Below are 21706 nucleotides of genomic sequence, written 5' to 3'. Positions count from 1 at the left end.
GACAAATATCCTCGGCGGTGAACCGATTGTACTTCCAGCGTTCCAAACGGACTGCAGTCGGACCCGGAGAGCGATCCGACCGCTCGAGTTGTCTTACAGTCCCTGCTGCCGTGGGGCCACGTTCAGCCCGAAGACGAACGGGAAGAGACGGATCGGTCTTCGCCGCTAGGCGACCAGTCGTTCGACCGACGTGCCGATCGCTCCCTGAATCTCCGCGGAGGCGAACCCGAGGGTCAGACCGAGCACGGCACCGATGACGATGGCGAGCAACATCCCCTTCGTGATCGCGGCCGGGTCCACGTCTTCCCCGTCGAAGGGATGGAAGTATATTCGGTTGATAAACGGCAGGATGTATCCCGCCGACAGCAGCGTGCTGCCCAGGACGAGCAGGGAGACGAGCCACATCCCCTCCTCGAAGGCACCGAGCGCGATGTACCACTTGCCGACGAACCCGACCGTCGGCGGCAGACCGATCATCGCGATCCCGAGCATGGCGAAGGCACCGGCCATGACCGGCGCACGTTTCGCGACGCCGGCGTACTCATCGAGCGTGCGGATGCCGCCGAAGCGAAGCGCGAACATCCCGGCCAGCACGAACAGCGAGGCCTTGACGATGCCGTGGCCGAAGATTTGCAGGATCGAACCGAAGACCGCAGTTTCGTTCGCGATCGCGATGCCGACGAAGATCAGGCCAAACTGCGAGACCGTCGAGTACGCCAACACGAGCTTGATGTGGTCCTGCAGGAGTGCGAAGAAGCTCCCGGCAAAGAGGCTAAAGAGCGCGGCGACGAGCAGCATGTTGCCGACCGCGGGGTTGGCCGCCAGGAAGTCGAGCGTGTAGACGGTAAAGAGCACGCGAGCGAAGGCATACATCGCGACGGCGGGCACCAGCGCCGAGATGACCGCACTGATCCCGTCCGGTGCGGAGGCGTGAGCGTCTGCCAGCCACGTGTGGACCGGGAACAGCGCGATCTTGATCGCGAGTCCGACCGCGATCAGGACGAACGCGGCGGTCACCACGGGATCGGTGTAGCCGACATCGGCGAGCAGTTCCGGCAGTTCCCGCATCGTCAGGGTCCCGGTCGAGGCAAGCACCAGCGCGACGCCGAGCAGGTAGAAGCCGGCACCGACGGTGCCCACGAGCAGATACTTGAACGCCGCGTAGGTCGACCACCGGTACTTCGAGGCCGAGACCAGGGCGTACGAGGAAATCGCCATGATCTCGAGGAAGACGTACATGTTGAACAGGTCGCCGGTGAGCAGGATACCGAGCATGCCACCGACCAGCAGGAGGAAGCCGCCGTAGAAGGCGTTCCCCCGCGGGCCGCCCACGCGCGTGTAGACGAGGACGCCGAGACAGACCAGCAACACGAGCAGGATGACGACGACCGAGAACTCGTCGGCGAACAGCTCGATCCCGACCGGTACCTCGACGCCGCCGAGTGCGTGGCTGAGCTGTCTGTCCTCGGTCCGTGAAACCATCCACGCGAGCGCCACTGACAGTGCGAACGTCGCAGTGACGATCGCACTGGCGAACGCCCAGCCGACGTTTTTCCAGCGAACGGTCGCGGCGATCGGTACCGTGGCTGAAATCAGCGGCAGGAGGACGATGACGGCAAGCAGCCAGCTGTACGCCTCCATGTTAGCTCACCTCCATCGAGCCGTCTCCGTCGCAGTTGCGTTCGCGTTCGCTACCCCGTCCAGCCGTGTCAGTCGTCTCCGTTAGATTCCCCGTCATTGTTAGATGAAGAGTGCGATAGCGAGTGCGATCGTGAGCACGCCCGCGGCGACGTAAATCGTCAGGCCGATCCCGAGTTTGCCGCCGGTCTTGCCGGGCGTGTTCTCGTACCGACGGTCGTAGGCGTCCCGCCACCGATCGGGGACCTTCCCACGGATGGCCGTGTTCGGATCGTGGATGGCACCGACGAGCCGCCAGCCGGTGCCGACGACCAGATCGTCGACCCGGTTGTAGACGCCTCCGAGCCGACCCGAAACCCCGCGTGTCCCGTAGAACGCCGTGGGGTCGAAAATCTGGTCGACGTCGAACCCGCCGTGGAGCCGGTCGATGATCGGCCTGCCGAGGACGAAGATCGCGATCCCGCCGGCGGCGAGGTAGCCGGCCTTCAGCAGATGCGACGCCGAGTAGGGATCGAGCTCGAGGCCGCCGGCCATCGGCAGGTACGGGACCAGCGCCTGGTAGTAGACGCCGAAGACGACGCAGGCGGCGGCGACGGTGCCGGCGACGATCGCGTGGCCGAGGTTCGCGTCGGTGGTTTCGATCGGTTCGCCGTCGAGGAAGGCGTAGTAGCCGAACTTGATGAACGACGCGAACGTCCCCATGCTGCCGACGACGATCATCCAGAACAGGATGTCGATCGAGAAGTCGCCGAAGAGGACGACGTTGGAGGGGAAGTCGTAGTCGGCGGCGTCCATCACCATCCCCTTGCTGATGAAGCCGTTGAAGCCGGGCACGCCGCTAATCGACATGGCACCGACGAGGAACACGACCAGTGCGATCGGTGCGGAGGTGCCGATCGCGCCGAAGTTGTCGAGTCGGTTCTCCTTTAGCTGGAGGATCAGGATGCCGGCGGCCATGAACAGCAGTCCCTTGTAGAGGATGTGGTTGAACAGGTGGGCGAACGCGCCGGCGATGCCGAGCGCGGAGCCGACGCCGATCCCGGCGAGCATGATGCCGACCTGGGACTGGATGTGGTAAGACAGCAGCCGCCGCATATCCTTCTGGGCCAGCGCGAAGCCCGCACCGTAGATCGCCATCGCGGCCCCGACGAACGCGAGCACGGCGTTCCCGTCGGGGAACGCGCGGTAGGCCGCGTAGACGGCGGTCTTCGTGGTGTAACAACAGAGGAAGACCGACGTGGCGACGTGAGGCTGTGGGTAGGTATCGGGCAGCCAGCTATGCAGCCCGATCATCGCCGTGTTGACGCCGATCCCCACGCCGGCGAGGACGGCAGCAAGCGAGACCGTCGTTCCAGCGATCGGGAGCGGGATCGGGACGCCCCCGATTCCCGTCCCGTCGAAGTGCAGCGCGGTCGCGCTCGGGTCGGCCGCGAACAGGTAGAGCACGACGCCGGCCAGCAAGAGACTCCCGCCGATACCGTGTGCGAGTGCGTAGCGATAGCCCGCTCGCACCGCGGTGCCGCCCGAGAGCCAGACGAAGACGGTACTCGTGATCGCCATCACCTCCCAGCCGATGACGAGTCCGAGCCAGTCTCCGACCATTACGGTCCACAGCGACGGCGCGACGTAGGCCAGCCCCCACAGGAGGTGGCGGTTGTCGGTATCGGCGAAGTACGCCCACGCGACCGCCGCAGCGCCGAATCCGCCGAAGATGATCGCCATCAGCCTCGAGAAGTCGTCGACCGAGACGGTGACGATCTCGAGACCCATGAACGTGTACGTCGGACCCACGCCGTCGGGCACGAGCAGTGCCCAGGCGACGACGGCCAGCAGCGAGAGGACGCTGACGCCGTGAGCGATTCGCCGGGAGGCGAACGGGACGATCAGGGCCGCGGCAACGACGAAAAGCGCCGGCGGAATCGAGAGTAGTTCGTTCATTACTCAGACACCTCCATTGCACCCTCGACGATACCGTCGATGAGGTCGAAGAAGACGACGTAGTCCGGAGCCGTGCCGAACAGGAGCATCAGCGTCGCGGTCGTCATCAGTGGGACGAGCATCAGCAGCGTCGTCTCCCCGCCCCGCCAGTCGGCACGGTCCCAGCCGTCTGCCGGCGGGAGGTCGGGATGGCCGTGATGGTCGTGGTCTTCGTGGCCCTCGTGTCCGTCCTCGTCGTGTGGCTCCGTTGGCTCCGTTCCGCCGTCCGGTCGGTACGCTCGCTGACCGGGCGCGCCGCCGAAGGGGTTGTCGAGTACCGGCTTCTGGTCGGCGGCGTCTTCGGACTCGAAGAACGCCGTGTAGACGATGGGCCAGAAGTACCCGATGTTCAACACGCCCGAGAGGACGAGCAGTGGGGCGACGAGCAGGTAACCCGCTTCTGCACCACCCCAGATGAGGTGCCACTTGCTGACGAAGCCGGCCATCAGCGGGATGCCGGCCATGCTGAAACTGGCGAGCCCGAACGCGCTCATCGTGAGCGGCATCCGCTTGCCGACGCCGGCCATCTCGCTGATGTACTTGACATCGAGCTGGACGTACAGCGCACCGGCACAGAGAAACAGCGTCAGCTTCGAGAACGCGTGTGCCGGGATGTGGAGCAGCCCCCCCATCAGTCCCATCTGGGACAGCAAGGAGAGTCCGAGCACGATGTAGGATAGCTGCGCGATCGTCGAGTACGCCAGCCGCGCCTTGAGGTTGTCCTGTCTGAGCGCGAACAGGCTCGCGATGAGGATCGTCGCACCGGCGGCGATCGTCAGCGGCAGGCCCATACCGATGTCGCCGACCGTTCCAGGTCCGAAGACGTCGATCACGGTCCGGGCGACGCCGAACGCGCCGGCCTTGACGACCGCGACCGCGTGCAACAGTCCCGAGACCGGCGTCGGCGCGACCATCGCACTCGGCAGCCAGGAATGCAGCGGCATTACGGCCGCCTTCACACAGAAGCCGCCCGCGAGCAGGGCGAATGCTCCGCGTGCGGCCCACGGATCGGCTGCGGCGACTTCGGCGAGACTCTCGATGCCGCCTCGAGTGAACGCGATCGTGTTGGGGTCGGTCAGCCAGTAGACCGCGATCATCCCGCCGAAGATCGCCAGTCCGCCCGAGAGCGCGTATGCGAGATACTTGTACCCCGAGACGCGGGCCTCCTCGGACTCGTCGTGGGCGACCAGTGGGTAGGTCGCAAGCGTTAGCACCTCGTAGAAGACGAGCAGCATGAACAGGTTCGACGCGAACGCGACGCCCAGCGCCGCACCGACGCTCGCACACAGCATCGCGAAAAAGCGCGTCTGGAACGGCTCGTGGTGGCCGCGCATGTAGCCGATGCTGTAGACGGCGGTGACGACGTAGAGACCGCTTGCCACGAGCGCGAACAGCATCCCGAGTTCGTCCGCGCGCAGCATGAGCTCGATCCCGTCGACGAACATCCCGAGATCGGTCTCGTGGACCCGTCCCTCGAGGACGTCCGGGACCATGCTGGCGACGATTCCGAACATCGTCACGGCGGCGAGGATGGACCACGCCTCACGGACGTTGGGCCGGTTCTTCGAGAGGAAGATGAGCCCGACGGTGATCAGCGGGACGATCAGCACGGCGAGCGGTCGGAACGAGTCGACGGGTTCCGTTCCGGCGCTCGCGACGATCGCCTCAGTCATCGCTTTCACCTCCTGTACCCTTGCTCTTGCTCTTGCTCTTGTTCTTGCCACCCTCGCTGGCAGCGATCTTCGCCTCTATCTCACGCGTGTCCAGGGTGCCGAACTCCGAGTAGAGCCGGATCACGAGCGCGAGTGCAAGCGCCGTCAGCGAGACGCCGACGACAATCGCGGTCAGTACGAGCACGTGGACCAGCGGGTTCGAGTGAGGCTCACCGAACCCGATGATCGGCGGATTCGAGTCTTCGACGTAGCCGATCGTCACGAGCATCAGATAGACCGAAATCTGGGCGAAGTTGAGCCCGATTACCTTCTTGATCAGGTTCCGGTTGTCGATCATCATGTACATCCCGATCAGGAACAGCGCGAACGCCGTCAGATAGTAGTGATAGGTTCCGTCGATCACGCGTCGTCACCTCCGTTTCCGTTCTCGTTTTCACTCTTGTTCGCTTTCTCGCCGTGGTCGGCCGTCTCGTAGCCGGCCGCGAGCCAGATCACCAGCCCAGTGATTACGCCACTGACGAGGGCAGCGATCGCGACCTCGACCAGCTTGACCATGTTTTCGACCGACAGCGGGAAGACGAACAACTCGAGGATCGCGCCCCCGAGTACGACCGCGGCGACGGCGATCCCACCGAACAGGAACGCGCCGAGCACGAACAGTCCGGCCAGTCCCCGCGGATCGATCCACTTGCGGGTCGGATCAAAGCCGAAGGCCAATCCGATCAGGACGATGGCCGACGCCATCATGACGCCACCCTGGAACGCGCCGCCGGGGAGGCTAGTCCCGAACAGGGTCAGATAGACACCAAACGCCACGACGAACGGCGTCAGAATCCGGGCGACCGTCTTGACGACCGGGCTCTGGACGACCGTCGGCGTGGTTCCTGTGACTCGCTCCTCGGTGACTCTCTCGGAGCGGGCGTCTTCGGCCGTATCCTGCGTGTCCGTCCGCGGATTATCCTCCGTGACGGCTTCTTTCTCTTCGGGATCGTCAGCCGGAACGTAGCCGTGGACGTCCTCTCCGTCGGCGGTGTCGGCGTCGGTATCGGTCCCACCGTCTGTTCGCGAGGCCGCTTCGTGGTCCATCCCATCGCCCCGATCGTCGACGTCTCGGGACGCGTCGTCGTTACCAGTCATAGAATGTCCTCCCGTTCGAGTACGATGAGAATACTCACTGCTGCGGCGAACGCGACGATGAGTTCGCCGAGCGTGTCCAGTCCGCGGTAGACGACGAGTACTGCGACGACCGCGTTGGGGAACCCGGTCTCCTCGAGCGTGTTCTCGATGTAGTGACCGTACGGCGTGAGTTCGCCGTCGGCGTAGGTCTCGACGACTGCCGGGGCGTTCTCGGCACCGACGGGCTCGAGCGAGAGGACGACGTACCCAAGCGGGATCGCGAGCGCGCCGACCATCATCAGCGCCGGGACGTTGATCGGGCGGAACGCGCCGCCGTCGCTATCGGCATCGGCGGTGTTTCCACCGTCCGTTTCCGCCCTTCGAGCGCCGGTTGCCTCGTTCTCGCCGGACATGCCCGTCGTTTTCATCACGGTGATCAGGAACAGCACCGACGTGACGCCGGCCCCGACCGCCGCTTCGATCAACGCGACGTCGGGCGCAGCCAGCAGCACCCAGATCACGGCGATACCCAGGGTGAAGGCCGCGAACGTGACGATCGCGCCGACGATATCGCGTGCGAACGCGACGAACACTGCGGCCGCGATGACGAACAGTATCAGCGCGAACTCGAGTCCGAGCCACATCATGGCGAGTCACCTCCGCTCTCGGCGGTGGAATCGTTTCCGTCGGTCGTCCAGACCTCGATATCCTGGCTGTAGGCGGCGCGGGTAATCGCGTGGGCCGCCGTCGGATTCGTGATGTAGATGAACACGAGCAACAGACCGGCCCGGAGCAACTCGCCGGCGGTGCCGAAGTAGATACCGACGGCGACGATCGCGAATCCGGCTCCGAGGGTGTCGGCTTTGGTTGCCGCGTGCGAGCGCGTGTAGACATCAGGGAGACGGAGGACGCCGACCGCGGCGACCAGCGTGAAGAACACGCCAAGCGCAACGAAGAGGACGATAACGGCCGTCAGTATCGTCATCGCCAGTTCACCTCCTCGGTTCGGTAGGAGAACCGACCGACTGCCAGACTCAGGACGAAGTTGAGGATGGCGTAGACGATAGCAATGTCGAGGTATTCGGGGCGGTCGAGCCCGGCCGCGATCAGCGCCAGGATGATGACGATGCTGGTGCCGATCACGTTGATCGCAACGACTCGATCGTGGGTCGTCGGGCCGGCGACGACGCGGTACAGGACCGCGATTGCGAGTACTACGACGACCGCCGCACCCAGTATCATGGCCGCGTTGGCGATGTCAGTCATCGGTGTCACCTCTGGGGTTCGCGTCGGCTTCGGTTTCGACTTCGGATTCGGAGTCTGATTCGGCTCTCGAGACCGCCTCGGCGGGCTGTACGACCGGATCGACGTCGTCACGAGCGGCCGGCCCGGGAAGCTCGAGCCCTTCGCGGCCGTAGAAGAGGAATCGAACGGCTCGCTCGTGAACGCCTTCGACGAGGTCTTCGCGCGCCGAGGGAGCGAGCGAGTGGACAAGCAGCTCGTTCCCGACAGTGTCGACCGTCAGCGTCCCCGGCGTTAGCGTGATGCTGTTGGCGAAAGCCGTCACGGAGAGGCCGTCGCCGACTGCGGCGTCGACCCGGTCGAGACAGGGGTCGATCGGCAACGATGGGTGGAGCACGACGTAGGCGAACTGCACGTTTGCTTTGGCGATCTCCCAGAGCAGATAGGGGACGAACAGTACGGCACGACCGAGCGTCGCCAGTGCGGGGCCGACGTGGGGCGTTCGCTCGAACGCGACGTTTCGCAAGAGGACGGCCGCGATGAGGGCAGTTACGGCCCCCGTCCAGAGCGCAAACGTGTAAGTCGGACCGCCCAGCGCGACGTAGAACGCGAACGCGATGACCGCGATGATGCCGCCACGGACCAGTTCCGGACCGGTCGGCCGCCAGCCACTCGAGACCGGCGCGACCTCGTACCGGATGTCGGCCTCGGAGAGTACCGTCTCCATGTCCTGGAGGACGTGTGCGGTCGCGTCGACGGAGTAGTCGGGGTCGATGATCACCCGATCGAGATCGTGCTCCGCGACGTAGTCGACGAGCAACTCGAAGTGGTTCAGCGGGTCGGAAAAATACTCGTCGGCACCGAGCAGGCTCGTTCGGATCGAGACGCTGTCTTCGACGGTCTCGGTAGCCTCGGTAGCGTACCCCTCGGCCGTTGCAAGGAGTTTCTCGTCGCGTTCGAGGCCCTCCTTGCCGACGTGGTGGCCCGGAACCGTGAGAACGAGGTGGACGGTACCGTCGTCCTCCCGACGACCGACCGCGTCGACGGCGTACTCGACGGTCTCCTCGAGCGTCGGAGACGGGCTCACCGGAACGAGTACGCCGTTCGTGGCGCTCACACTGCCCACCTCCGGCAGTTCTCACGTCCCGAGTCGACAGGGCCTTCGTGCCGCTTGGCCGAGTCGGGCGTTCTATCATCGGTCCCGTGACAGACCGCTTGTCGGACGGTCACCGTGTCCGACAGCGGTACGCACAATCGTTCAGCCGCCACCGCAGATCCCTCCTGGTGACCGTCGTTTGACACTCATGGCTCTCTTCTCGTTAGTCGCACCAAGCGCCAGCCGTAGGAAAACTATTTCGTTATCCGCCGGTACGGCAAGAGGATCGACGAATATCCGCCAATACGATGATTATGGTTTCCGACCGGAAATCGATTCTGGAAAACTATGGCCGTTCGTTCGATTCTCGAGGTATCGACCACGTGGACCGAACGCATTCTCCCGATCAGGGCGGAGAATTCGTAACGCGTCGATCACAAGTTTTACAACCTGACTTTCAGTAGAGAAACCTGGATTTCATGGCTACCGAAACCGTCTCCGATCGCATAGCACTGGCACGAGCTGATCTGTCGATTCCGGAAGCCGCCGCCGGCCTCGCGTTCGGCGCGGCGATCGCGTTCACGCTCGTCTTCCTGCAGGAACCGCTCGCTCACGACGCAATGCACAACTTCCGCCACGCCGCGGGAATCACCTGTCACTGATGATCGTAGACTACTTCCGCCGCGGCGTCGTCGCCGGCGTCGCGACGGGGCTCGCGTACGGTCTCTACCTGGTGTTCGTCGGGAATCCGCTCAGCGAATACCTCCACGAGGCCCAACACGACCACGGACACGATCACGGTCACGGACACTCCCACGACCACGGCCATGCCGTCTCGGAGACGACGACCGCCATCGTCAGCGCCGGCAGCGGCGTCCTCTGGGCGATCCTGCTCGGCGGCCTCTTTGCTACCGCGCTGTACTTCCTCGAGCCGGCTCTCCCCGGCACCGACGCGGTTGGCCCGTACGTGCTCGCAGCCGCGGGATTCGTCACCGTTTCCGGGGTTCCGTGGCTCGTATTGCCTCCCGCCGCTCCGGGTGCCGAGCAACTCTATACGATCGAAGCGCGACTCGGTATCTACGTCGCGCTCGTCGGACTCGGTGCAGTCGTCTCCGCCGCGGCGATCGGTGGATACCGGCGGACGGCATCCCGAAGCCGTCTCCTCGGTGTGACGGTCGGTGCGGTCCCCCTTCTCGCGACCGCCATCGTCCTCCCGCTTGTCGCCCCGTCGATTGTCACCCATCCCGACCTCCCTGGTGACCTCGTCGCCGCGTACCAGGCCCTCGCCGTCCTGACTCAGGCCGGCATCTGGTTCGGCCTGGCGTTTACCGTCGATCGGCTCCGTGGACGCGACCGACGACGAACCGCAACCGATCGGACTCGAGCGGGTCACTCGAACGTCGCATGAACCGACGAACGGACGAACAACGACGGCGGCTCGCGGCTCACGTCTTCGTCTGTACACACGATCGCTCGTCCGACCACGCGTGTTGTGCCGACGCGGACGCCGAGGCGACGGTCGACGCGGTGAAATCGTGGCTCCGGGAGCGTAACGCGTTCTGGTCGCCCGTCGGCGTCTCGACGACGGACTGCCTCGGGCTCTGTAGCGAAGGCGGTGCTGCAGTCACGATCCAGCCGCGAAACGAGTGGTACTCCGACGTGTCCCCCGACGACGTTCTGGCCCTCCTCACCGACGAATTCGGCCCCGATGCCGATCGGGTCGACGAGTCACCCGATGCCGACGGCGAAACCGACGACGCCTGATCACCGTAAACGTTCTTTTCGGTTGACGTAGTAGCGCCGCCTATGCCACGGAGTGCAGACGCCGATGTCGTCCTGGTAGACGGTGCCCGAACGCCACACGGAACCCTCCTCGGCTCGCTTGCCGATGTCGATGCCGTCGAGTTGGCACGAACGTCGATCGACGGCCTGCTCGAGCGCGTCGCCCTCGAGGGATCGACGGTCGACTGGGTCAGCCTCGGCAACGCCATCCAGGCGGGCATCGGCCAGGTTCCCGGCCGACAGGCAGTCGTCGAATCCTCACTGCCGAACGCGACGCGGGTGACGACCGTCAACGAGGCTTCCGGCTCCGGCTTGCGGGCGATCACGCTCGCCGCGGACAGAATCGACGCCGGTCGCGCGGCGTTTGCGATCGCCGGCGGCTTCGAATCGATGACCAACGCCCCCTGGATTCTCCCGGACTATCGGAAGGGGCGTCGTCACGGCGACGTACAGATCAAAGACTCGATGATCCTCGACTCGCTGTGGGACGTCAACCTCGACGTTCACATGGGCGAGATCACCGAACAACTGGTCGACCGCGAGGGAATCCCACGGGACGCCCAGGACGAGTACGCACTCGAGAGCCACCAGCTGGCCGCCGACGCCATCGAATCGGGAACGTTCGACGACGAGATCGTGCCCGTCGAGACCGGTGGTGAGGTCGTCGAGAGAGACGAAGGACACCGTCCGGACTCCACGCTCGAGGATCTGGCCGAACTGCCCACGTCGTTCCGCGAGGACGGGACGATCACGCCCGGTAACGCCTCGAAACTCAGCGACGGCGCTGGGACGGTGCTGTTGGCCGACGAAGACGCGGCCGACGAACACGGCCTCGAGCCGATGGCCCGACTGGTCGACTACGATCTCGTCTACCGCGACCCCGACGAGTTCAACGAGGCGGTCGGCGATGTCGTCGAGGGACTGCTCGAGCGCAACGACCTTCGGGCCGACGATGTCGACGCCTTCTGGATCAACGAGGCCTTCGCCGCCCAGTCGGTGTACGTAATGGAGCGGGTCGGCATCCCGCGCGAGCGGATGAATCCGCTCGGCGGCGCGGTCGCTTTCGGCCATCCGATCGGCGGCTCCGGTGGGATGCTCGCGACCAGTCTCGCCTACCAGCTCCAGCGCGACGACGATGTCAGCAGAGGCATGGTCGGCATGAGCGTCGGCGGCGGCGGAGCGATCATGGCGCTGCTCGAGACGGCCTGACCGTCGCTGCCAGCCCCCCGAGTGTCCGATCGAGCCACGTCACTTCGGGACGTTTACCATCCATCGCCCCCATCACCCGCCAATGACGCTGTACTCGCGGGTTCGGCCCCTCGCGTTCAAACTTCCACCCGAGGCGGCCCACGGTCTCGGCAAGCGGGCACTCCGGGCGGCCCAGTCGACGCGACCCACGAAAGCGGCGCTGTCGTACGCCTACCGCTACGAACACCCCACACTCGAGGTCGACGCCTTCGGTTCGACTTTTCCAAACCCCGTCGGCGTCGCCGCTGGTTTCGACAAGAACGCCGAGATAACGCACGCACTCGCCGCGCTTGGCTTCGGCTTCGTCGAGATCGGCACCGTCACTCCCTATCCACAGGAGGGCAACGATCGGCCACGGCTGTTCCGCCTGCAGGACGATGACGGGATGATCAACCGGATGGGGTTCAACGGCCAGGGGATGGAACGCGTCAAGGACCGACTCGAGGCCGACGGGACGCCCGCCGTCCCACTCGGGGTCAACGTCGGCAAGATGAACACCTCGAGCGAGGACGAGGCGATCGAGGACTATCGGCGCGTGTTCGATCGACTGTCGCCGTTTGCCGATTACGTCGTCGTCAACGTCTCCTGTCCGAACACACCCGACGAGTTCGACGAGACCTCCGCCGAGCACCTCGAACGAATCTTCGAGACGCTCGCGGCCGAGAACGACCGTGACCTGCCGATTCTCGTCAAGATCGGCCCCGACTCACCCGAAGATGCAATTCTGGAACTCGTCGATGTCGTTCGTGATCTGGGCGTCGACGGCATCGTCGCCACGAACACGTCCACGAGTCGCGAGGGTCTCGAGTCACCCGCACGCGAGGAGTGGGGCGGCCTGAGCGGGAAGCCGATCGAGGACCGGTCGACGGCCGTGATCCGGACGATCGCCGATCATACGGACGGCGAACTCCCGATCGTCGGCGTCGGTGGCGTCGACTCGGCCGAAAGCGCCTACGAGAAGATTCGCGCGGGCGCGTCGCTCGTCCAGCTGTACACCGGGTTCGTCTACCATGGTCCCTCGACTGCAAAGCGGATCAACCGGGGCCTGGCGGCGCTGCTCGAGCGCGACGGCTTCTCGTCGGTCGAGGAGGCCGTCGGGGCGGATCTGGACCTCGCGTAGGCATCGAGGCCGGGGCTGAACTCGATCGGGACCAGAAGCGTTGCTCGAGGGTCCAGTGCCACGAATCGGAGTCTACGCTGTGAGACGAAAATCGAGCGTTACGACGGCGCGTTCGACGGATCGGGATCGTCGATGGCGTCGTCGAGCCCGTGGAGTTCTGCTGGACCGACCGCCTCTTCGGCGCGTGCTTCGCGTAACTCCCGAGTTTTGGCCCCTTCGCATTGAGTCTCGACCGTCGGCTCCGTATTCCCGTCGGTCACGGAGAGATACACTGACCGGAGTTGTTCGGTTCTGTCCGTCTCGGAGTCGCCGTCGGCGTCAGCGTCGGTCGCAGTCATGGGTCGATCCCTCATCGCTCCGAACGAGCGGTACGCCGATATAAATCGTGTGTTCCTTTCACTCGGTGGGAACGTCCGGAACTCGAGGGGGTTCGACCCGATCTCCTGTCGTCTCCGACCGGCCTGCCATTAGCCGTCCACGTCGACTCGAGACCCGTAGCCGCTCTCACCAACGACTTCCCCGTCCTCGTACACCACTTCGCCACGAACCACGGTGGCGATTGCTTTCCCCGTGAAGGACTCGCCGACGAACGGCGTCACGCAGTTTTTCGAGTGCAGTTCCGAACTATCCTCGAGCGTCCACTCCCGCTCGGGGTCGACGATCGTAAAGTCGGCGTCAGTTCCGACCTGTAACGATCCCTTCTGGGGGTACATTCCCCAGACCTGGGCTGGCCGCGCCGAGTGGCGGCGGACCCACTCCTCGAGCGTAAACCGGCCGTCGTCGACGAACGATAACATCACCGGCACCTCGGTCTCGAGGCCGACGAAGCCCGAGGTCGCGTCCCAGGTGTTTCCGAACGGGTCGTCGACTTTCTTCTCCTCGGGCGTGTGGGGTGCGTGATCGGTGGCGAAGCAGTCGATCGCACCGTCGTCGATCCCGACCTCCCAGAGGCGCTCCCGTTCCTCGGCGTCCCGGATTGGCGGCTGGATTCGTGCCGGGTTGCCTTTCTCACGCATTACCTCCTCGGTGAACCAGAGGTAGTGCGGCGTCGTCTCGGCGGTCACGTCCACATCCATCTCCTTCCCGCGTGCGACAGCCTCGGCGGCCGATCCCGAGGAGACGTGGAACATGTGGATCTTCGCGCCGGTCTCGTCGGCGAAGGTGATCATTCGCTCGACGGCCTCCTGTTCGGCGATCACGGGCCGGGAGTGGGAGTGGTCGATCGGCTCGTTCCGCCCCTCCGCCTGGAACGTCTCGGTGTAGTAGTCGATGATCTCGCCGTTCTCCTCGTGGAAGCCCAGTCGCTTGCCCGTCTCCCGAATCCGCTCCATCGCCTCGAGGATTTCACCGTCGGACGGCGGCGGCACGTCGCCGACGGTCGAGCCGAGGAAGATTTTGAACCCGAGCGCGCCGGTCTCGTCCAGTGCCGGGATCAACTCGAGGTTCTCGCTCGTGACCACGGCGTAGCTCTGGAAGTCGACGTGGGCCGAAGCCTCACCGCGTTCGAACTTCAACTCGAGGTGTTCGGGCCGGTCGATCACGGGGTCGGTGTTTGGCATCCCGACGACGGTCGTCACACCGCCGGCCGCCGCGGCGCGAGTGGCGGTTTCCCAGTCTTCCTTGTACTCGAGGCCGGGTTCGCGGTTGTGGATGTGACAGTCGACGATCCCCGGAACGAGGACGTTTCCCTCGGCGTCGACGACGCGGTCGGCGTCGGGCAGTTGCTCGCTCCGGCCGACGGCGACGATCGTGCCGTCCTCGACGGCGACGCCCGCGTCGGGTGTCCGACCGGCAGGGGTGACGACGGTACAGTTGCACACGACGAGATCGACGGTCATTGCCGTGGGGTTGCCGAGGCGATAGCATATAGCTTCGGTTGCTCGTTCGGGCCGCCGTCGGACTGTGGTCAGACCCCCAGGGCGTCGGTGATCGACTCGCGGACCGGAACGAGCCCGTCGGCCGTCCGCTCGCGTGGCCGATCGACAGCCACGTCGATCACGCGTTCGACGGTCCCGGGCTGATCGCCGAGGACGACCACACGGTCGCCGAGGTAGGCTGCCTCCTCGACGTCGTGAGTGACGAGCAGGACCGTCGGCTCGAGACGGTTCCAGACCTCGAGCAGGAAATCCTGCTGTTCGTACTTCGTCAGGGCATCGAGCGCCGAGAAGGGTTCGTCGAGCAACAGCAGTTCGGGTTCGTACGCGAGCCCGCGAGCGAGCGAGACTCGTTGAGCCATGCCACCGGAGAGTTCGTCCGGCCGTGTGTCTCCGAACCCTTCGAGTCCGACTTGCGAGACGAGGTCGTCGACGCGGCCGTCGTCCGGTCCGTCGAGACCGACAGCGACGTTCTCACGGACGGTCGCCCAGGGGAGCAGTCGAGGCTCCTGGAACACCATCCCAACGTCGTCGCTACCACCTTCTCGAACGTCGCTGCCGTCGATTTCGGCTCGGCCCTCGAACCGCTCCTCGAGGCCGGTGAGCACGCGCAACAGCGTGCTCTTTCCACAGCCGGAGGGGCCGACTACCGTGACGAACTCCCCGTGGTCGACGGTGAGATCGACGTCGGACAGCGCGACGGTGTCGCCGTAAGCCTTCCGTAGCGCCGAAACTTCTAGCGCGGGCTGGTCGGAATCGGCTCCGTCGCCGCCCCTCGGCTCGAGGTCTCGGTCACCAGTCGACGACACGGCGTTGCACCCCCTTGACGGCGAGATCGGACAGGTTGCCGAAGAACGCAAACAGCAGGATCGAGCCGACGATGACATCCGGCCGTGACATCACCCGGCCGTCCGAAAGCAGGAAGCCGATCCCCTGGCTGGCCGCGATGAGTTCGGCCGCGACGACGAACATCCAGGCGAGTCCGACCCCGCCGCGAATCCCGACGAGCAGGCTCGGCAACGCTGCGGGTACGACGACCCGCCGTAACGACTCGAGTCGGCCGATATCGTACACTTCGGCGACCTCGAGCAGGTCCCGGTCGACCTCCTTGATCCCCGTCGAGAAGTTGAGGTAGACGGGAAAGAACGCGCCGAGTGCGATGAGGGTCACTTTCGCGCCCTCACCGATACCGAACCACAGCAGGAACAACGGCACCCAGGCCAGCGACGGGATGTTCTTCGTGCTCTGGAACAGCGGATCGAGCAGGTCGTGGGCGAGCCCGTACAGCCCCGTCACGGCACCGAAGAGGATACCGACGCTCACGCCGAGCAAGATCCCGGCCGCGACGCGCTGGAGCGTGATCGCGACGTGGCCAGTCAGTTCGCCGGCAACGGCCATGCTATACAGCGTCGTGGCGACTGTCAGCGGCCCGGGAAGCTGGTGGGGAGCGAAGACGCCGACGGTGACGAGTACGTGCCAGAGAACGACCAGGATCGCCGGAACGACCAGCCCGAGCAGCCACCGAAACCGGTCGAGATCGAGTTCGGGTCGTCGGAGCGCCCGCTTACGAACCGTCGCCATCAGTCGATCACCGCCGCCGCAGTACGGGTGTCGATCAGATCGTCTACACTCTCCGCCGGATCGGCGTCGTCGTCGACCAACCCTTCCGCAGTGAGGATCGGCGCGAGGTCCTCGAGCAACGATCGGTGCTGGTCGTCCGGACGCGGCCGACTGAGGTCGTTCCGCTCGACGAAGACACGCTCGGCGACCGGCCGGGACATCTCCGATTCGGACGCGAGTATCCCGGCGGTTTCCTCGGGGTTCTCGAGTGCCCACTGCCGGCCGCGCTCGTACGTCTCGAGGACACGTTCTAGGTCTTCGGGGTGGTCTTCGAGGAACGACTCGAGGACGTTGAGGAAGCCGTAGGTGTTGTACCCCGGCTCACGGAAGAACAGATCGACGTCGTGTTCGAGTTCGAGTTCGGCCATGTGCGGATCGAGCCCCGCCCAGGCGTCGACGTCGTCCTGGACCAGCGCGGTCTGTCCGTCGGGATGTTGGAGGTGGACGACCTCGACGTCGTCCTCGGTGAGTCCCGCGTCCTCGAGTGCCTGCAACAGGAAGAAGTACGGATCAGTCCCCCGAGTGGCCGCGACGGAGTTGCCTTCGAGGTCGGCGACGGTCTCGATAGCCGACTCGGACTTCGTGACGAGCGCCGTCCACTCGGGGTCCGAGTAAATGTACGGCGTCCGGATCGGAACGCCGTTCGACCGCGCCATCAACGCCGCGATTCCGGCGGTCGAGGCGACAGCTGCCTCGCCGCTCTGGGAGTACTCGTTTGCGTCGTTGCTCCCGAGGCTCAACACCCACTCGACCTCAACCTCGGCATCGGCGTCCGCGAACGCGTCCTCGAGCCAGCCGTGCTCACGTATCACGAGGCTGACCGGGTTGTAATAGGCGTAATCGACCGTGACGGTTCGTCCGCTCGAGCCGATGCAGCCAGCAACTAGCGTTCCAGCGGCGACGCCACCGGCGGTGTGCAGGAGGGTTCGTCGGTTCATACTCCCCATCGTTTGTCCCCTGTTCAAGAACCGGTATGGGTAAGAGAAATAGTCACCACGTTCTATGATGTCCTATAGTAATTCTCCGAGTGATGATCCGGCCAGGACTGTCGTCGACCCCCTCCAGCGGCGGCGAAACGTCGGAATCCCGAGGGAGCCACCCCTGTGTCCCGTTTCGGGACCGTGGTAGGTAGCGGTACCATTTACGGACACCTGCGATGCGACCCCCAGTGGTCGTATCCGCTCTCTCGGTTCCATCGGTTCCAGGCTGGCACGAAGAACCCGTAGCACCGTGCTACGCCGGGGTAGGCGAGTTATACTAAACGCCGCGGTCGAGGTCGTGTCGATCGATGGGTACGCCAGCGATCCGCGACAGAACGATACTCGTAACCGGCGGCGGCGGGTTCATCGGTAGCCACCTGGTCGATACGCTCGCGCCTCGGAACGACGTTCGCGTGCTCGACGATTTCTCGAGTGGCAGCCGGGAGAACGTGCCCGACGATCACGACGTTTCCGTCTACGAGGGCGACATCCGCGACCCGATGGCTCTCCAGCGGGCCGCCCGCGGCGTCGATCTGATCTTTCACCAGGCCGCCGTCGTCTCCGTCACCCGAAGCGTCGACGCACCCCGCCGGAGCAATCGGACGAACCTCGAGGCCGGTCTGCTCGTGCTCGAACAGGCCCGCCAGGAGGACGCGCGGGTGGTACTGGCCTCGAGCGCGGCGGTGTACGGCTATCCAGACGAGTTGCCGATCTCGGAGAGTGCGTCGACCGAACCCCAGTCACCGTACGGTATCCAGAAGCTCGCGTTGGACCAGTACGCTCGCCGCTACGAGGAACTGTACGGACTGCCGACCGTGGCGCTTCGATACTTCAACGTCTACGGGCTCCGCCAGCAGGGCCCGTACAGCGGCGTGATCTCGACGTTCCTCGAACAGGCCCGTTCGGGGGAACCGATTACGGTCGAGGGCGATGGGGAACAGACCCGGGATTTCGTCCACGTGAGCGATGTCGTGCGGGCGAACCTCGCGGCCGCGACGACCGACGAAGTCGGCGAGGCCTACAACGTGGGAACTGGTGCTCGAACCTCGATCACGGAACTCGCGGAGACGGTCCGGGACGTAACGAACTCCTCGTCCCCGATCGTCCACCGCGATCCGCGACCCGGCGACGTTCGTCACAGCGCCGCCGACGTCTCGAAGGCTCGACGCAAACTCGGGTTCGAGTCCCGGGTCGGGCTAGAAGCAGGTCTCCGAGGGCTCGTCGCTCACGAGGACCCCGTGAGTACCGAGTCGCCGGCCAGTCCCATCGTTTCCCAGGAGAAGTATGGTGGGCACTGACACCGAACCAGAAGCTGAAAGCACATCCGTCCGTACGCGACCGACGACATCGTAGTCCACCAGGACTAGCGGCCACCGACCGTCTCACTCCCTCCCCCAGCGGGGTTCCCTCGAGTCGGTCCGTCCCGTGGTTCCGACAGTACAAACGGATTTCCACGAGCACTCGAGAGACAGCGCAACTGCGCGCCGACGTTTCTGGAAGTAAGGTGGCGATCCAGTACGTGTACGTGAGAGATAACTATCGGTATGGACGGCCTCATCGCCGAGCATGATCGATAGCCTCATCGTATTCGCCGTCAGCCTGTTGATCGGTGCGCTCGGCATCTACGCGGGCGCGAAAGTCATCGTCGACGCCGAGGACTACACGTACGCGATCATCACCGCGTTGATTGGTGCGGTGGTCTGGGCTATCGTCGGGTTCTTCTTCGGCTGGATTCCACTGCTTGGCCCGTTGCTCGTATTCGTCGCCTATCTGGCGGTGATCAACGCCCGATATCCCGGCGGCTGGGTCGATGCTGCAGCGATTACGCTCGCCGCGTGGGTGTCGGTGCTGGTCGTCCTCTATGCACTCGCACTGCTCGGTCTCACCGGGTTCGAAGCGGTCGGAGTTCCGGGCGTCTGATACCCTCGAGCGGTTCCCTGATACCCGCGACCGGAGCCGGCGTGACACCAGTCGTCGATCCACCGTCCGTGTACCCGTTCGTCGTGGACGCCCAGTTCGAACGTCCGGTGGCGGGCGATAGACGGATCGAAAAACGCTATTACCGGCTAAACCCGGATCGAATCCGAGCTAATCCTCTCGAACGTCCGGCCGAGTTTATTCGACCCCTTCTCGAACGGCCCCTTGCGTCCCGGCATGAAACGCCAACTCGTCCTCGCGGCGATCTCGCTCGCCCTCGTCGCGGCCCTTGCCGGATGCGGCGGGCCGGGCGACGCACCCGAAGAGGAAACCGACGGCGAGGACGACCCGTCCGATCATCCGCCGGACGAAACGGACGGTCCCACCGACGACGGGCAACCGATCGATCAGCCTGCTGGGAGCTACGTCGGCCTCGACGGCACGGCCGACCCGTACTGGTCACCGCCGTCGACCAGTTCGTGACCCGTCAGACGAACCAGCACCTGTCATCCCTCGTGAGATACAGAATAATGAACAACAGCAAATGAATTATAAAAAACACTTTGTAGAACGGTCACGACGGTACAGCAACGAGTGAGCGACGACCAGTTTAGTCCAGTCACATGCCATGAGTATCCACCGACGACACTCGAGTCGCTTCGTTGCGCTCACTCTCTCTTCGAGTGGGCTCTCCGTAGCCAGCGCTCTCCGCCGGTTCCCCGGATCGGTCTCTTACTGGCGGGAGTCGATAGGACAGCTCGGCGGGACGCCACACGCCGTCGCCGCCGCGGGAATCATCGGACTCGCTCTCTTGGGTGGGCTTCTCGCGATCCGTAACCGGCTCGAGGACCACGACCCGATCGACGACGACCGTACTCCGTCCGGCGACGAGTACATGACCGACCGCGAACGGGTTCGACAGCTCATCGAGGAGAACGGCGGACGAATGAAACAGTCCCGGATCGTCGACTCGGTAGACTGGTCGAAAGCGAAAGTCAGCCGCCTCCTGGCCGAACTCGAGGAAGAGGGACAGATCACGAAGCTCAGGCTCGGACGCGAGAACCTGATCTGCTTGCCGGGCCACGAACCGACGGCCTCACAATCCCAGGAGCAGCCACAAAGCGAGTAGGGCCAGTAGTCGGTAGTTAGAGGTTGGGAGCGGCGTACTCGAGGCAATTCGGAATTTCCGGATCGAACGACGGGGCGGACTGTCGCTACGGTCACGGCGGCGTGTCTAGTCCGGTGTTTCCCCTCGAAAGCGTTGGAGCGGTTTATGCGGGCCTCCGTGGACCTCCCCATGCCTTTCAGGCAGTTACAATGAACGCACGCAATCAACTGCTCGTAGTACTCACCGCGGTGATGATGGTGTGCTCGAGCGGGGCGATGGTCGCTGGAGCCGCCGGTGCCGGCGCACCGGCTGCGGTCGATCAGGACATCCAAGAGGAGGAACCGGTCGAGATAGACGACGAGGACGACGAGGACGACGAGGAAGACGACGACGTAGCGGCTGAGGAAGAAGAGATCGAACTCGACCCCGACCCGGACGATGACGAGGAGCAAGCCGCCTACGTTACGTTCGAAGCCCAGACGACCGACGGTGAAACGGTCGTCGTAGACGAGGTAACGATGGCCAACGGTGGCTTCGTGGTGATCCACGACAGCACGCTCCTCATCGACGACGTCTTCGGGAGCGTCATCGGCTCTTCGGAGTACCTCGAACCCGGTACCCACGAGAACGTCGAGATCGCACTCGACGAACCGCTCGAGGCCGACGAAGAGCTGTTCGCGATGCCACACCGGGACACGAACGACAACCAGCAACTCGATTTCGTCGAGACCGACGGTCAGGAAGACATTCCGTACCTGACGGCGGACGGGGAGCCGGTGACTGACCGGGCGACCGTTACCGTCGAGGACGAACCGGTGGATGAGGAGCCGGTCGACGATGAACCCGTTGATGAAGAGCCGGTCGACGACGAACCGGTGGATGAGGAGCCTGTCGATGAACTACCCGACGACGTAGCGATCGACGTCGTCATCGAACAGGCGACCGTGTTCACGTACATCGACGGCGTCGACGAAATGCCGATCGAAGACGAGAACGATCTGAACGACGACGAGGTGAACGACGACGAGGTGAACGACGATGAGATGGACGACGATGAGATGGACGACGACGAAGTGGACGATATCGACGAGAACGGCCTCGAGGATGTCGAATTCGACGGCCAGATCGACGTTTCGATCGAGCAGGCGACCGTCACGCAACTCGGAGACCACCTCGAGGAAGAACCGGAGGAAGTCGATGACGAGGACGAACCGAACGATGTCGACAACGACGACGAACTCGAGGACGACGAACCGAACGATGTCGACGAGCACGAGCCCCTGACGGAGATCACGATCGGTGACGCGACCGTCTT

Annotated in this window: 24 protein-coding genes; 10 read left to right on the top strand and 14 right to left on the bottom strand. The window is 64.5% G+C overall.

The window, feature by feature from the left end; genetic code table 11:
* Nucleotides 1-165 precede the first annotated feature (165 nt).
* From C446_RS08895 to C446_RS08855, 9 genes are all read right to left on the bottom strand, one after another.
* A complete protein-coding gene (locus C446_RS08895) occupies nucleotides 166-1641 on the bottom strand; it encodes a monovalent cation/H+ antiporter subunit D family protein (protein ID WP_006672754.1) in 1476 nt (491 codons plus the stop codon).
* 99 nt (nucleotides 1642-1740) lie between these two features.
* Nucleotides 1741-3576 carry a Na(+)/H(+) antiporter subunit D gene (locus C446_RS08890; protein WP_006672753.1) on the bottom strand — a complete coding sequence of 612 codons (1836 nt, stop codon included), beginning with the start codon at nucleotides 3574-3576 and terminating at the stop codon, nucleotides 1741-1743.
* Entirely contained in the window at nucleotides 3576-5288 is a 1713-nt protein-coding gene (locus C446_RS08885; RefSeq protein ID WP_006672752.1) for a cation:proton antiporter, read from the bottom strand. The genes C446_RS08890 and C446_RS08885 overlap by 1 nt, the downstream gene beginning before the upstream one ends.
* Nucleotides 5281-5691: a sodium:proton antiporter gene (locus C446_RS08880; RefSeq protein WP_006672751.1), complete on the bottom strand. Its 411-nt coding sequence runs from the start codon at nucleotides 5689-5691 to the stop codon at nucleotides 5281-5283. The genes C446_RS08885 and C446_RS08880 overlap by 8 nt, the downstream gene beginning before the upstream one ends.
* On the bottom strand, nucleotides 5688-6425 hold the full coding sequence (locus C446_RS08875) for an MnhB domain-containing protein (RefSeq protein WP_006672750.1): 738 nt from the start codon (nucleotides 6423-6425) through the stop codon (nucleotides 5688-5690). Before C446_RS08875 ends, C446_RS08880 begins: the two co-directional genes overlap by 4 nt.
* Nucleotides 6422-7051: a DUF4040 domain-containing protein gene (locus C446_RS08870; protein WP_049920119.1), complete on the bottom strand. Its 630-nt coding sequence runs from the start codon at nucleotides 7049-7051 to the stop codon at nucleotides 6422-6424. Before C446_RS08870 ends, C446_RS08875 begins: the two co-directional genes overlap by 4 nt.
* Nucleotides 7048-7389 carry a monovalent cation/H(+) antiporter subunit G gene (gene mnhG / locus C446_RS08865; RefSeq protein WP_006672748.1) on the bottom strand — a complete coding sequence of 114 codons (342 nt, stop codon included), beginning with the start codon at nucleotides 7387-7389 and terminating at the stop codon, nucleotides 7048-7050. The genes C446_RS08870 and mnhG overlap by 4 nt, the downstream gene beginning before the upstream one ends.
* Complete coding sequence (locus tag C446_RS08860; RefSeq protein WP_006672747.1) at nucleotides 7386-7670, bottom strand: cation:proton antiporter; 285 nt, start codon at nucleotides 7668-7670, stop codon at nucleotides 7386-7388. The genes mnhG and C446_RS08860 overlap by 4 nt, the downstream gene beginning before the upstream one ends.
* On the bottom strand, nucleotides 7663-8772 hold the full coding sequence (locus C446_RS08855) for a monovalent cation/H+ antiporter subunit E (RefSeq protein ID WP_006672746.1): 1110 nt from the start codon (nucleotides 8770-8772) through the stop codon (nucleotides 7663-7665). Before C446_RS08855 ends, C446_RS08860 begins: the two co-directional genes overlap by 8 nt.
* Nucleotides 8773-9221: 449 nt before the next feature.
* Between C446_RS08855 and C446_RS08850 the strand changes: the two genes are divergently transcribed.
* From C446_RS08850 to C446_RS08830, 5 genes are all read left to right on the top strand, one after another.
* Nucleotides 9222-9404, top strand: coding sequence for a CbtB domain-containing protein (locus C446_RS08850; RefSeq protein ID WP_006672745.1), 183 nt, complete (start codon nucleotides 9222-9224; stop codon nucleotides 9402-9404).
* On the top strand, nucleotides 9404-10150 hold the full coding sequence (locus tag C446_RS08845; protein WP_006672744.1) for a CbtA family protein: 747 nt from the start codon (nucleotides 9404-9406) through the stop codon (nucleotides 10148-10150). Before C446_RS08850 ends, C446_RS08845 begins: the two co-directional genes overlap by 1 nt.
* Nucleotides 10147-10506, top strand: a complete 360-nt coding sequence (locus C446_RS08840) for a (2Fe-2S) ferredoxin domain-containing protein (protein WP_006672743.1) — start codon at nucleotides 10147-10149, stop codon at nucleotides 10504-10506. The genes C446_RS08845 and C446_RS08840 overlap by 4 nt, the downstream gene beginning before the upstream one ends.
* Nucleotides 10507-10548: 42 nt before the next feature.
* A complete protein-coding gene (locus C446_RS08835) occupies nucleotides 10549-11733 on the top strand; it encodes a thiolase family protein (RefSeq protein WP_006672742.1) in 1185 nt (394 codons plus the stop codon).
* 82 nt (nucleotides 11734-11815) lie between these two features.
* A complete protein-coding gene (locus C446_RS08830; protein WP_006672741.1) occupies nucleotides 11816-12892 on the top strand; it encodes a quinone-dependent dihydroorotate dehydrogenase in 1077 nt (358 codons plus the stop codon).
* Nucleotides 12893-12990: 98 nt separating this feature from the next.
* On the opposite strand, the gene C446_RS08825 is transcribed toward C446_RS08830, so the two are convergent.
* The 5 genes from C446_RS08825 to C446_RS08805 all read right to left on the bottom strand — a co-directional run bounded on the left by C446_RS08825 (nucleotide 12991) and on the right by C446_RS08805 (nucleotide 17324).
* On the bottom strand, nucleotides 12991-13230 hold the full coding sequence (locus C446_RS08825) for a hypothetical protein (protein WP_006672740.1): 240 nt from the start codon (nucleotides 13228-13230) through the stop codon (nucleotides 12991-12993).
* A 129-nt stretch (nucleotides 13231-13359) separates the two neighbouring features.
* Nucleotides 13360-14730, bottom strand: a complete 1371-nt coding sequence (gene allB, locus C446_RS08820) for an allantoinase AllB (RefSeq protein ID WP_006672739.1) — start codon at nucleotides 14728-14730, stop codon at nucleotides 13360-13362.
* 68 nt (nucleotides 14731-14798) lie between these two features.
* Nucleotides 14799-15575, bottom strand: a complete 777-nt coding sequence (locus C446_RS08815; RefSeq protein WP_006672738.1) for an ABC transporter ATP-binding protein — start codon at nucleotides 15573-15575, stop codon at nucleotides 14799-14801.
* The gene (locus C446_RS08810) at nucleotides 15559-16347 is read right to left on the bottom strand and encodes an ABC transporter permease (protein ID WP_006672737.1); all 789 of its coding nucleotides are present in this window, start codon (nucleotides 16345-16347) and stop codon (nucleotides 15559-15561) included. The genes C446_RS08815 and C446_RS08810 overlap by 17 nt, the downstream gene beginning before the upstream one ends.
* A complete protein-coding gene (locus C446_RS08805; RefSeq protein WP_006672736.1) occupies nucleotides 16347-17324 on the bottom strand; it encodes a substrate-binding domain-containing protein in 978 nt (325 codons plus the stop codon). Before C446_RS08805 ends, C446_RS08810 begins: the two co-directional genes overlap by 1 nt.
* 350 nt (nucleotides 17325-17674) lie before the next feature.
* Here C446_RS08805 and C446_RS08800 point away from each other — a divergent pair, with 350 nt between their 5' ends.
* The 5 genes from C446_RS08800 to C446_RS08780 all read left to right on the top strand — a co-directional run.
* The gene (locus C446_RS08800; protein WP_006672735.1) at nucleotides 17675-18664 is read left to right on the top strand and encodes an NAD-dependent epimerase/dehydratase family protein; all 990 of its coding nucleotides are present in this window, start codon (nucleotides 17675-17677) and stop codon (nucleotides 18662-18664) included.
* 268 nt (nucleotides 18665-18932) lie between these two features.
* The gene (locus C446_RS08795) at nucleotides 18933-19286 is read left to right on the top strand and encodes a hypothetical protein (protein ID WP_006672734.1); all 354 of its coding nucleotides are present in this window, start codon (nucleotides 18933-18935) and stop codon (nucleotides 19284-19286) included.
* 234 nt (nucleotides 19287-19520) lie between these two features.
* Nucleotides 19521-19766 carry a hypothetical protein gene (locus C446_RS08790; protein WP_006672733.1) on the top strand — a complete coding sequence of 82 codons (246 nt, stop codon included), beginning with the start codon at nucleotides 19521-19523 and terminating at the stop codon, nucleotides 19764-19766.
* A gap of 145 nt (nucleotides 19767-19911) precedes the next feature.
* Entirely contained in the window at nucleotides 19912-20412 is a 501-nt protein-coding gene (locus C446_RS08785; protein ID WP_006672732.1) for a helix-turn-helix transcriptional regulator, read from the top strand.
* A 188-nt stretch (nucleotides 20413-20600) separates the two neighbouring features.
* Nucleotides 20601-21706, top strand: a 1106-nt coding sequence (locus tag C446_RS08780) for a DUF7282 domain-containing protein (RefSeq protein ID WP_455349933.1), incomplete at its 3' end; no start/stop codon positions are given.

This window comes from Halobiforma nitratireducens JCM 10879, assembly GCF_000337895.1.
GTDB classification, from domain to species: domain Archaea; phylum Halobacteriota; class Halobacteria; order Halobacteriales; family Natrialbaceae; genus Natronobacterium; species Natronobacterium nitratireducens.
The sequence above is the reverse complement of the archived record's forward strand: the minus strand, read 5'-3'. Positions and strand labels throughout refer to the sequence as shown.